10 protein-coding genes are annotated in these 12,768 nt (G+C 40.7%); all 10 read right to left on the bottom strand.

The genetic code is table 11. The features are described from left to right. Nucleotides 1–886: 886 nt before the first annotated feature. The 10 genes from EF384_RS03710 to EF384_RS03755 all read right to left on the bottom strand — a co-directional run bounded on the left by EF384_RS03710 (nucleotide 887) and on the right by EF384_RS03755 (nucleotide 12,737). Nucleotides 887–1,099 carry a cold-shock protein gene (locus EF384_RS03710; RefSeq protein WP_123779644.1) on the bottom strand — a complete coding sequence of 71 codons (213 nt, stop codon included), beginning with the start codon at nucleotides 1,097–1,099 and terminating at the stop codon, nucleotides 887–889. Between the two features lies 1 nt (nucleotide 1,100). Next, nucleotides 1,101–3,872, bottom strand: a complete 2,772-nt coding sequence (gene ileS, locus EF384_RS03715; RefSeq protein ID WP_123779645.1) for an isoleucine--tRNA ligase — start codon at nucleotides 3,870–3,872, stop codon at nucleotides 1,101–1,103. Nucleotides 3,873–4,227: 355 nt separating this feature from the next. Next, entirely contained in the window at nucleotides 4,228–5,172 is a 945-nt protein-coding gene (locus tag EF384_RS03720; RefSeq protein WP_123779646.1) for a DivIVA domain-containing protein, read from the bottom strand. 12 nt (nucleotides 5,173–5,184) lie between these two features. Continuing rightward, a complete protein-coding gene (locus tag EF384_RS03725; RefSeq protein WP_123779647.1) occupies nucleotides 5,185–5,979 on the bottom strand; it encodes a YlmH family RNA-binding protein in 795 nt (264 codons plus the stop codon). Nucleotides 5,980–6,928: 949 nt separating this feature from the next. After that, nucleotides 6,929–7,183 (bottom strand): YggT family protein, encoded by a 255-nt coding sequence (locus EF384_RS03730; RefSeq protein ID WP_123779648.1) that lies wholly within the window; start codon nucleotides 7,181–7,183, stop codon nucleotides 6,929–6,931. Further along, the gene (locus EF384_RS03735; RefSeq protein WP_123779649.1) at nucleotides 7,176–7,751 is read right to left on the bottom strand and encodes a cell division protein SepF; all 576 of its coding nucleotides are present in this window, start codon (nucleotides 7,749–7,751) and stop codon (nucleotides 7,176–7,178) included. The genes EF384_RS03730 and EF384_RS03735 overlap by 8 nt, the downstream gene beginning before the upstream one ends. 15 nt (nucleotides 7,752–7,766) lie before the next feature. Continuing rightward, complete coding sequence (locus EF384_RS03740) at nucleotides 7,767–8,447, bottom strand: YggS family pyridoxal phosphate-dependent enzyme (RefSeq protein ID WP_123779650.1); 681 nt, start codon at nucleotides 8,445–8,447, stop codon at nucleotides 7,767–7,769. A 1-nt stretch (nucleotide 8,448) separates the two neighbouring features. Further along, a complete protein-coding gene (gene ftsZ / locus EF384_RS03745) occupies nucleotides 8,449–9,717 on the bottom strand; it encodes a cell division protein FtsZ (protein ID WP_123779651.1) in 1,269 nt (422 codons plus the stop codon). 23 nt (nucleotides 9,718–9,740) lie between these two features. Further along, on the bottom strand, nucleotides 9,741–11,159 hold the full coding sequence (ftsA, locus tag EF384_RS03750) for a cell division protein FtsA (protein WP_123779652.1): 1,419 nt from the start codon (nucleotides 11,157–11,159) through the stop codon (nucleotides 9,741–9,743). A 207-nt stretch (nucleotides 11,160–11,366) separates the two neighbouring features. After that, nucleotides 11,367–12,737: a cell division protein FtsQ/DivIB gene (locus EF384_RS03755; RefSeq protein ID WP_123779653.1), complete on the bottom strand. Its 1,371-nt coding sequence runs from the start codon at nucleotides 12,735–12,737 to the stop codon at nucleotides 11,367–11,369. Nucleotides 12,738–12,768 lie beyond the last annotated feature (31 nt).

Consider the following 12,768-nt stretch of genomic DNA (forward strand, 5'->3'; position numbering starts at 1 on the left):
ATCTTTTCTCATTTTAGAAAGTTCAACACCTTGTGATTTTCGGTTAATCAAATTGGGAAAACACAGGCTTTCCTGCTTGTCATCTTTTCTCATTTGCGAAACCAAAACCCCTTTTGGTTTCCATTTTTCGTTTATTGTAGTTTTAATATATACAATCTTTTTCAATTATGAGATTCTGTATTTGAAAACAGGCTATAGTGCCTAAAAGGTAGGGTTGGTGCGCCACCAACCCATCATTATCAAAAAAAAAAAATCATCAATCAACGGGATGACTTATTAAACCACAGGCAAATGAGGGCGAGATAACCTAGCAGCGATGATCCCCATGCATGCAAAGTTAGGGAGATTATCGAATGGCAGTTTATTTGATACATTATTTCTCATTTAATAAACATCACCGTTTTATTTGATACGTTTTTTCTCATTTAGTAAACTTCAGCGCGTTATTTGATAGCTTTTTCAAAAATCGTATCTAATCGCTTTTTATTTGATACGTTTTTTCTCATTTAGTAAACTTCAGCGCGTTATTTGATAGCTTTTTCAAAAATCGTATCTAATCGCTTTTTATTTGATACGTTTTTTCTCATAAAGTAAACTTCAGTACTTTATTTGATAGCATTTGAGTATTTTTTTAAAATTTAAATACAATTCTCGTACTTTGATAATAAAATCGTCAATAAACAGGATAATTTATCAAGCCACAGGCGGGAGTGTATGTCCTTTAGCTGTGACTAGGCATGTAATTCGAGACCTTGGCTAGATTTCAAACCATGATAGACCTTAGCTTTCGAAGTTAAGCTTCAACAAGTCAAAGAGTCACAAGAATACGATTTACTAGATAATAAAAAAAGAACTGGCAATCGCCAGTTCTTTTCATTTCATCCAATTAGCCCAAGCTAATGTTTACTGCTTGTGGTCCTCGTTTGCCTTCTGCAATTTCGAAGTGGACTTTTTGTCCGACAGTTAGTGATGATTGTTCTAAGTGAAGTAATGCTGAAAAATGAACGAAGATGTCATCTTCCTCAGGAAAATCCGGTAGTTCTATGAAACCAAAGCCCTCTTTTTCATTAAAGGTTTTGACAATTCCGTAATAAGCCATATTAGGCCTCCTCTTCAACTAATGCTTCTGGGTAGTAGTTCACTACAATGTTTGCACAACGCGCACATAAGTGTGGTGCTGCTTCGATTGTACCAACTTCTTCTTTGACTGCACGACAACGTTCACAAGTTGCGCCATGTGCATGTTCAATTTCGATGTTGTAAGCTGCTTCGCCTAAAGTATCGTCTTGATGAACATCTAATTGAGATACCATCAAGTAAGTTGCTAAGTCTTCACCAACGCTATCTAACAATGCTTTTGTTTCAGCATTTGCATGGATATGTAATCTAGCTTCTAATGATTTACCGATAACTTTTTCTTCACGAGCTTTTTCTAATGCTTTGTTTACGTCAGATCTGAAGTCCATGAATGCAGACCATTTCGTATTCAATTCATCAGTATTCGCATATTCAACAACTTCTGGGAATTCTGCTAATTGCGCATATTCTTCCTCTTCTTGTAAGTATGTCCAGATTTCTTCTGTTGTATGAGGCAAGATTGGTGTCAATAGAATTGTCACTGCTTTTGCCACTTCGTACATAACAGTTTGCATGTTACGACGTTTTGGAGAATCTGGTAACTCAATGTAGACAACATCTTTCGCGTAGTCTAGGTAGAAGTTAGACATATCTTGTGTTAAGAAGTTCGTGATTTCATGGTTAATTGTCATGAAGTCAAAGGTATCGTATGCATGACGGACATTGCGTACCATTTCATTTAGACGGTTCATCATGTATTGATCGATTGAGTCTAAGTTTTCATATGCAACTGCATTTGTTTTCACATCGTAATCGAATAAGTTACCTAATAGGAAACGAACAGTGTTACGGATACGACGGTAGTTTTCAGCAACTTGACCTAAGATATCGTCAGAGATACGTACATCGTAGTATGTATCAACAGATGTTACCCATAGACGTAAGATATCTGCACCACGTTGTTTGATTACATCGTTAGGTGACACAGTGTTACCGATAGATTTAGACATCTTGCGACCATCACCATCATTAACGAACCCTTGAGAAAGGACTGATTTGTATGGTGCTTCGCCATTTACAGCCACTGATGTTAATAGTGATGAATGGAACCAACCGCGGTATTGGTCAGAACCTTCTAGGTACATGTCAGCTGGGAATTGTAATTCAGGACGTGTACGTAATACACCGTGGTGTGAAGAACCTGAATCAAACCATACATCCATGATATCCATTTCTTTGGTGAATTCACCATTTGGAGAAGCTGGATGTGTAAATCCTTCTGGTAATAAATCTTTCGCTTCACGTTCAAACCATACGTTAGAGCCGAATTCATCGAATAAATTCGCTACATGATCAATCGTTTCTGGTGTTACGATAGGTTCGCCATTTTCACCATAGAAAATTGGTAGTGGCACGCCCCAAACACGTTGACGTGAGATAACCCAGTCTTTACGGTCACGAATCATGTTGTGGATACGCGTTTGACCAGATGGATGCCACCATTTCACATCGTTATCGATGATATCAAGCGTATTGTCACGGATTTTTTCAACTGAACAGAACCATTGCGGTGTCGCACGGTAAATAACAGGTTTCTTCGTACGCCAGTCATGTGGGTATGAGTGGGTAAAGTAAGAAAGTTTAAGCAAACGACCATTCGCTTCCATCTTTTCGATAGAGATTTTATTACCATCTTGGTAGAATACCCCTTCAAAACCTGGCGCTTCATCAGTGAAACGACCTTGGTCATCAAGTGGAGATAAGACATCTAGATCGTAGTTCATGCTAGCAAAATAGTCATCTTCCCCGTGTCCAGGCGCTGTATGTACTAAACCTGTACCAGATTCAGCAGTAACATGGTCCCCAACAATCACTAGTGACTCACGGTCATAGTATGGGTGTTCAGCAACCATATATTCTAGATCTGTTCCTTTTAAAGGTTCCCCTTCAATTGTGTAATCGGACCAATCTAGTTTAGCAGCCAATGATTTCACTAAATCAGTAGCTACGACAAATTTACGGTCGTCAACGGCAACAATTGAATATTCAAAATCAGGGTTTACAGCAATCGCTAAGTTAGCTGGGATTGTCCAAGGTGTAGTTGTCCAGATAACGAACTCTGCGTTTTCTGGTAATTTGCCTTTGGTATCTTTTGCTTTGAATGCTACGTAAATTGATGGTGATTCAACATCATGATATTCAATTTCAGCTTCCGCTAAAGTTGATTCAGAAGATGGTGACCAATAAACCGGTTTTGCACCCTTGTAGATTAAGCCATTTGCGTACATTTGACCGAATAGACGGATTTGTTGCGCTTCAAATTCTGGTGCAAGTGTTAAGTATGGGTTCTCCCAGTCACCAGCAACACCTAAGCGTTTGAAATCTTCACGTTGGCCATTTACTTGTTTCCAAGCATATTCCTCACATAATTTACGGAATTCAGCAAGTGTCATTGATTTACGGTCAACACCTGAGTTTGTCAATGCTTGTTCAATTGGTAGACCATGTGTATCCCAACCTGGTACGTATGGTGAACGGTAACCAGACATTGATTTAGAACGGATAATGATATCCTTTGTGATTTTGTTCATGGCATGTCCAATATGGATGTTACCATTTGCGTATGGAGGACCATCATGTAAAATCCATGGTGTTTTGTCTTTATTTTTTTCTTGGCGTTTGGCATAAACTGCTTCTTGTTCCCATTCAGCTTGGCGTTCTACTTCTTTAACTGGTAGATTACCGCGCATAGGAAATTTAGTTTTACCTAAATTTAAAGTCTCTTTTATTTTCATATGCTTTATTCTTCCTCCTAATTGACTTCACTCGTAGAAATAAAAAAAGCCTCGCCCTAAAAAGGGACGAAGCTACCGTGGTACCACCCAGATTTTGTACAGGCAATGATATATGCCTCTACACTCAATGATCGTATCGTGATCAACGTATTTCTTAATGAGTGCAGTTGCACCTGTTCAGAAATCCACTCCTGGATGATAATAAATAACTTTTCTCGCTCTAATTCTCACCTGACATAGATTCTCTTTCGATATATTGCGTTATTCATCTTGTTCCACTCTACGTGTGTAATATATACGTCATAATCTTACTATAAAAATGACGTTCTGACAACTTTTCAAATTAAAAACTCGATTAGACTTTTGTTTCGTCACTTGCTTCTGCATCTAATTGGTCATCAGTTGCCACTGTTTCTTCAGCTGGACCTTCGTTCGTTGCGTCTGCTGTTCCTTCTGCTGTTGATTCAGAAATCACTTCTGTTTCAGCAGTTTCATCGGCTACGGGTGCTTCGGTTTCAGAAACCGGTGCTTGGTCCTCTGCTACAGGGGCTGCAGTAGTTGCTTGGGCACTTGCTAAGCCAGCTTGATTTGCTACGCCATTTGCGGCTTCAAGGTCACCTTGGGCCACGGCTGTTGTTTTCCCAGTATCTGGAAGATCTACATTCCCGATAACGGTTGGGATTGCCGGAATGTCATTGTTGAAGAATTCTTCTTTGCGTTGCTCTTTTTCGGCGATTGCGGCTGCGTCATCGAAAATTGCTGGACCCTTGTCAGAACGAACTGGTAGGTCATAGGTTTTCAGAATTTCATCCAGCTGCGGTGTTGGGACTTCGCCGACTGGTTTTTCGAAGAATAGGTTTTCCCAACGCGGATCTTCGTACATTGCTTTGGCTTGCAAGACCATACCGAATGATTGGTGTAGGTAAGTACGCGCAGCTTCTTGTAGGTTGTCGGTTTCGGTATTGACTACGGTTGCTTTTTCGGCTGCCGCTGTTAAAATGGCTTGCGCTTCTTCTTCGGCACGTTCAACGATTAGACTGGCTTCGTTTAAGGCTTCTTCTCGTAGACGGTCTGCGGCTTCTTGGGCTACAAAGATTGAACGGTTAACGGTAGATTCTTTTCGTTGTGCTGCGTCTACTTCTTTGTTGGCAACATTAAGTTTTTCTTGTAAATCCTTGTTAGATTCTTCTAGTTTTTCCATAGCTACACGGACTTTGTTGATGAATTCGTCCACTTCTTGTTTGCCGTAACCTGAAATTTTCTGTTTAAATTTAATGTCTTTTAATTCTGATGCTCGCATATGAATAGCCTCCTATTTGTTTTTAATCAGTTCTATTTGCACCCTGATTTTGCCTTTTTTGGTTTCCATCAAGGTTGCGACATATTTTAAGCGTCCGTATCCTCGGACTGATGCGATGTCGCCTGGACTTAAAGGTCGTTTGGCATCGAGTACCTGACCCCAATTCAGTTTGGCCGCCCCGCCTTCGATGAGAAGTTTGGCTTTGGCACGCGGAATTCGAAATCCTTCTGATATAAATGTATCAAATCTTAGTGAAGAAAGTGTGACTTCCATGGGTTTCCAGTCAGAAATTGGTTGAATAATTTGGCTTGCTTGGTTGATACGAACCAATTTGACTTTGGAACCACCCATTTTATCGACTTCAAATTCGAGAAAGTCTGCGATTTTGGCATCCACAAAAAATTGCCAGTCACCTTTGGCTTGGATGATATCGCCAATTCGGTTACGCTCAACGCCTTGACCTAGCAATGTACCTAAGATTTGGCGATGTTCGATGGAGTTGAATTTGGCGGCGTAATGAATGTCGAAGGCGACTATTTCGAAGTCACTCGGCTGAATGTCGTAGTATCCTGGTGCCAAGACTGCGCGCTGATTTTCTGCGCCTGGGTAGCCACCGAAGAAGTCGACTTTTACTTCTTCATTATTGCCGATGATCATGGTGATGATGGCCACTTCTCTTGGGTTGAGGAATGGTGTTACGACGGGTGCATATTGGTCGATTACAGTGTTAAACCAGTCGGTCACCTTTTCAACGAAGGCGTGCTCTTCTGGGTGGAAATGCTGAAATAGTTGATTTTTATCTGCCATGCTACCGTCCTTATCTTTCGTTTACTATCCTTATTATACAAAAAATTCGTGCAGATACCTAGACCAAGCCGATTTATCTTTTAAGCCTTCGGCTAGTCGTGTATTGTCCTTTAAAAGCCGTGGGACCTTTAGGATGTGACAATAAGCGCTCAGACCCAAACACTGGAAGACTATAGCAGTGACGCACGAAGTGTGGCGCAATATAGTCTGAAGTGGAGTTGGGTCTGCTTATTGGAACTCAACTTTGAAAGCCAAGGTCTTTCAATTTGAAATCGAGCCAAGGTCTCGATTTCATCCTCGTTCACGGCTAAAGGACATACACTTCCGCCTGCGGCTTAAAAAATACAGGCATACTAGTTTGATACTATTTTTTAAATAAAATTACTAAATATCTGCCAATAACAATATATTTTGCTGATATTTGTGCGTTCAAATTTGGATTTTCTTTTGGAAGTGATTAAAAGGGCAAGAGGGTTAAAGCCCTCTTACCGATTGATTTTGGCTATTCTTAAACGGGGCAGCCATTTGTGATGAATCGGCTAATTATTCACGAACAAGATTTTATTTGTGATTTTTGGGGTGAATTGTCGTAAATCAAATTTGGTTTGCGACAATTCAAACTCATATTCACATATGAATTTCCATATGTGATGGTGACAATAGCGCTATCATTTATGGGGATATATTTGTAGTAAATTCAGAGAAAATAGCTTAAATGACATTTCGTATGCGAATAATCGGAAAATTATTCACATATGAAATCTGATTTATGAATGCAACAAAATCATGGGTGCACCATAAGCCAACCTCACTTGTGTCGGTGACTGAATGACTCACGGCTTGGTGGCAAGCACCTGCACCTAACCTGAAATCCCCCGTCTTGAATAGTAGCCGTCATTTTCCCAAAACAAAAAAGAGCTGGTACAAGTGCATGTACCAACTCTATTTGTTAGAATCGTAAGATGTTTAGGCCGTTTGAGGCTAGTTGTAGGACCAATACGCCGATCAAGACTGAGAATGAAACGCCACCGATTGATGGGATTAGATTGTCAAAGAATGATAGGTACGGGTGCGCTAGACGTTCGATGATTTGACCGAAGCGTGAGTCGCGGGCGCCTGGAAACCATGATAGTAAGGCGTACACGACTAGGACTAGTGTGTAGACGTAAATGAGATCTTGTAAGATGTTCACTAGACTATTCACGTGATTCACCTTCTCTTTCCCAGATGTTGCCACGTTCTCTTGTTGCTTTGCTAGCAGCGTGATTGTTTGTGTATTCTTCGTACAAGCCTTCGATATGAACGGTTTCTGGTACGGCGATGAAGACATCGCTTGCGACACGTTGTAAGTCACCATTGATGGCATAAACCACGCCAGTCATATAGTCAACGAAACGACGTGCGTCGTCATCAGACATTTGGGCCAAGTTCAAGACTACAGATTTGCCTGCTAGTAATGATTGGCTGATTCGTTCTGCTTCTGCAAAGATACGTGGTTTGAAGACCTCAACGGTTGCTGAAGTTTTACGTGTTTCGTTTATATTCACCACATTGTTACGGTTCGCATCATTTGCCATTACTTTGTTTTGCTCCTTCGTTGCTTGTTGCGTGTTTACTTGTTTGTCTACGATTGGTGCTGTATAAGCGGGTTCTTGAGACGTGTATGGCGCTTGATTTTCTATGCCATCTTGCGCTTCGTACGCTTCGTAGTCATCATCGTAGTTTTCATCGTCATTTCCAAAGATGTTGGAAAAAAAGTCTTTCAAGGCCATGCTGGATTCCTCCGTTTATTCTGCGTCTGTCTTAAAAAATGCTGAACCAATGCGGACGAAATCGGCACCTTCTTCAATGGCAATTGCATAGTCACCTGACATACCCATACTTAAATGTTGGCATGGTGCGTAAGCTTTGCCCATTGCTTGGACTTGGTCACGCAAGTCGCGTAATTGTCCAAAGTAAGTGTGTAGTGCTGTTTCATCAGCATCAATTGGCGCCATCGTCATTAAGCCGACAACTTCAATTTTGTCGTATTCTGCGATAGCATCCACAAAGGCACTTAATTCTTCTGGTGCAATCCCATGTTTCGCTTCTTCGCCGGACACGTTTACTTGCACAAAACATTTAATGACATGGTCTGCACGTTTGTTGATTTCTTTTGCTAATTTCAATCGATCTAAAGCATGGAAGTAAGCAACTTGGTTGATTACGTCTTTTACTTTACGGGTTTGAAGCGTACCAATCAGATGCCATTGAATATCTTCAGGCATTGCTGGCATTTTTTCAAATAAGCCCTCTGGACGATTTTCTGCAAAGTTTCTTACTCCTGCATCGTATACTGCCATGGCTTCATCTATAGAATGATACTTAGAAACACAAATCAGCGTCACATCATTTGATGATAACGCTGATGCTTTTTGTGCATTCGCAATATTGCATTCAATAGACTGCAAATTATCGCTAATGGTCATATTAACGACGACGCTTTCTGAAGAAAGGTGGTGTATCTAATTCATCGTCATCTGATGAATTAGATGAGAAGTCATTGTTTAAAGGTGTAGTATCTTCGAAACGGCTACGAGTTGAACGGTTAGTGTCTTCGTAACGGCTGTTGTCGAAGTCGTTGAACACGTCACGAGTTTCTTCTTGACGACGTTCAGGAACTTGTTTTTCTTTGAAGTTTTCTGGTTGGTTAGCGAAGTCACGACCTGTGCTAGTTTGTTGGAAAGCTGAGTGGCCACCATTGCGTTTTGCACGTTTTTCATCGCGACGTTTTTCAGTATCGATACCTGTTGCAATAACAGTTACGATTACTTCGTCTTCTAATGTTTCATCAATTGTTGTACCGAAGATAATGTTTACTTCTGATGAAGAAGCAGCAGCTACGATATCAGCAGCGTCTTGAGCTTCGAATAAAGTCAAGTCGTCGCCACCTTTGATGTTCAATAGAATTTGTTCTGCACCATCGATAGATACTTCTAATAATGGAGAAGAAATAGCTTTCTTAGTTGCTTCAGCAGTACGGTTTTCACCCGTACCAGAACCAATACCCATTAAGGCAGTACCTTGGTCAGCCATTACTGTACGAACGTCAGCAAAGTCCAAGTTTACGTAACCAGGCGCTGTAATCAAGTCAGAGATACCTTGTACACCTTGGCGTAATACGTTGTCAGCTTCACCAAATGCTTCACGCATAGGTGTCTTTTTGTCAACGATTTCTAATAAACGGTTGTTTGAGATTGTTACTAATGTATCAACGTGTTGTTTCATTTCAGCGATACCTTGAGCAGCTGACCGACCACGTTTAGGTCCTTCGAAAGTGAATGGACGTGTAACAACACCGACAGTTAATGCACCGATTTCTTCTTTTGCAATGCGGGCAACGATTGGTGCAGCACCTGTACCGGTACCACCACCCATACCAGCAGTGATGAAGATTAAGTCAGCACCTTGTAAAGCTTCACGGATTTGATCTTCTGATTCTTCAGCAGCTTTGGCACCAACTTCTGGTTGTGCACCTGCACCTAAACCGCGAGTTGATTTAGGGCCAAGTTGAATTTTTACATCAGCTTTTGAGTTTTTTAAGGCTTGTGTATCTGTATTGGCAACGATAAATTCAACGCCACGTACGTTTTCTTCAATCATACGGTTAACTGCGTTGTTACCACCACCACCAACACCTACTACCTTAATAGTAGCGTTGTTCATATCCATGTTGTCGTATTCGAATTCCATATCCATCTTATATCCTCCTGGTAATCATATTAGGCAAAAAAGTCTTTGAAGAATTTTTTAATTTTATCAACTGAGCTTTCTTCTTCATCTGACTCAGTGTCGTTGTAATCATCTTGATATTGGTTTGCTTGCGCATCATCATCATAATAGTCTTGTTGATTTGCAGCTGGCACGTCTTGTGCTTCAGTTACTTTATCATCTTTTACTTGACTATAATTGTCAACAGATTCAACTGTTGGTCGAACCGCTGGTGCAGGTTGCGCTTTAGCTTTCACTGGGCTCGCAACTTGTTTGTCATTATCTTGCGCAAGGTGATGAATATCATCAAGTTGTGCAACATATTGAATCAAGCCGATTGCTGTCGTGAAGATTGGGTTACGTAACCCAACGTATTCTGGAATGTAGTAACGTACTTCATGTTCAAATACTTCTTCAGCTAAGTCAAGTACACCTGGTAATGACGCTGCCCCACCTGTGACAATAATACCACCTGGTAAAGCAAAAGCTTCGATTTTCTTAAGAGGTTTTTTCAAGGTTTCAAAGATTTGACGTTCACGAGCCTCAATAATTTCAGCAAGATAGTGTTCGTCCACACGTTCTGGGTTTACTTTCCCAATTGTTTCAACAGGGAAGAATTCAGATTCGCTTGTGTCTTTTGGTAATGCATACCCATATTCTAATTTAATTTGTTCTGCATTTTCAATTGATGTGTTTAAAATAGTAGAAATATCTTTGGTAACTAGTTCTCCACCTTCGTGGTCAACTGTCGCAAATTTTAATAGATCATCGTGGAAAACAGAAACGCTTGTTTGTCCGCCACCCATGTCGATTAAAATTGTACCAAATTCACGTTCACTTTGGCTCATTGCTGCATAAGCATTTGCGTATGATTGAACTACTAATTCTTTAATGTTTAAACCGGCCATTGAAACGCAACGACGAATGTTATGTACAAGTGTTTTCGGACCTGTAATAAGATTTGCGTATAATTCAAGACGTACACCAATCATGCCGCGTGGGTCTTTGATGTTGTCGAATCCATCGACGATAAATTCTTCTGGCATTACTGAAATGATTTCTCTTTCAGCTGGAACTGAACGAACTTTCGCTGCTGCGAGTACGTTTTTTACGTCTTTGTCGGTAATTTCTCTGTTTTCTGTTGAAACAGCGATCATTCCATAGCAAGGTTCGATGTTTACTTGATTGCTTGGAACACCCACGATTACGTCTGTAATAGTGTGATTAGATTTCTTTTCCGCTTTTTGAATTGCGCGTTTGATAGACGCTACCGTCTTATCAATATCCACAATCACTCCGCGACTTAACCCTTGTGAGCGTTCGTGACCTACTCCAATAACATTTATCTGTTGGTTTACATATTCTGCAACTACTACTTTTATTGAAGTGGTTCCAATATCTAAACTTGCAAAAATCTCTGGCTGAACCATGTTTATTGAAACCTCCTAGAAAATTAAATATTTAATCGTATCGTTATCATTTTAACATAGACAATATCATTTACCAATGAAAATCCCGATATGTTGGGATGTAAATTTTATGTCAATTTTCATAATTGACAAGGATGATGACGTTTTCCACAAATTCATGTCTAAATTTGCATACTTAACCGTCCTTCTCATTTAATGAGAAGCCTCTCATTCTGCGCTAGATGACTGACTTTGACTTTCAACTGTGCTTGATGCGGAAGTTGAACTTGTGCTAGCTGCTGCATCGACCGCGCTCGCAGACGAAGTACTGTCCGCACCACTAGATGCACCACTTACACTAGATTCAGTTCCTGAAGCACTTGCGCTACTTGCGTCACTTGAAACTGCTTCTGAACTAAGTGCTGACGATGAAACTTCGCTCGTAGCTGCTGATTCAGCCGCCACAGACTCTTCATAAGCTTTCTTATCTTCCTCCGAAGCGTAAGGGTTGTTCCCGGCATTCAGTTCCGTGAAATAAATCGCCACTTCCATATCAATCAGACCAGTTTGTCCGTCCAATTGCTTAAGGATACCATTATAATAACTCATTCGTTCACCAATTGAACTGATAAAGCCTACAACCACATTCCCGTCCACCATTTGCAAGGCAATACGGTCATCGTTTGTGTCGTCACCCATGTAGCTCACGTAATCAATCTGTTGAATAATATCATCAGACAGACTCGCAATCGCCTCCACAGCTTCCGTCATTTTCGCCCGTTCCTGCTCATTGGCCATATCAAAACCTTCGAATAACGGCAATTCCTTCTCAAGATTCGCAATTGGCGTATCCAAAATTTGATCATTCTCTAGTAATGGGTAAAAGAAGTCAGCATTTTTAATATAACCAATTTGTCTGAACGGAGACACACTCACGGTAACCTGGTTGTAATTCTCGACCTCGACAACGGCTGATTTAATCGATGGATTCTGATTGACAATCGATTTTTCCACGTCCGCTGTTTTGAAGCCAAGTTGAAACACAGACATATCTGTTTTTAACGGTGATAAATTCAACTTCGCTTCACTGTTGTCCACGCCTTCTACCGAAATCGAAGATACATGATTCAATGGTGAAACAAAATAACCTGAAATTACTAAGGAAATCACGAATGGCGCCAAGAATAATAATCGTTTACGCCAAGGTGTCACGTGTTTTTCCTTATTTTTGGGCTTGTTGATTTTATGACCCGCATCCGGATTTTGCGGTTGCTTTTGCGCTTTTTTGCTAAAAAGATTGGTCAAATGTGGCTTTGGTATTTTCTTTGTTGGTACTAATGAATGAGATGACGCTTTAGCTTGCTTTTGTGCATGATCTTGGTCACCATCATGCTCATGTCTCGTTCGCGGCGGCTGAGCTTGCTTGGACCGGTCTGTCGTGTTGCCTGGTCGTAGACGATTTGACTTGTTGGGGATTGTTGCACTAGTGTGGTGCCCCTTCGCTTGCTCAAGTCGCTTCATTTTCGCCATACGTTCCTTATGTTGCTGTTCGCGTAACTTTTTGTTGTGTTCATATTTTCGTTGTTCTTCCAAATCCATTTAGCCGCCTCCTTTCTTCATAAAAGTGACC

This window comes from Aerococcus agrisoli (genome assembly GCF_003797145.1).
Classification (GTDB): domain Bacteria; phylum Bacillota; class Bacilli; order Lactobacillales; family Aerococcaceae; genus Aerococcus; species Aerococcus agrisoli.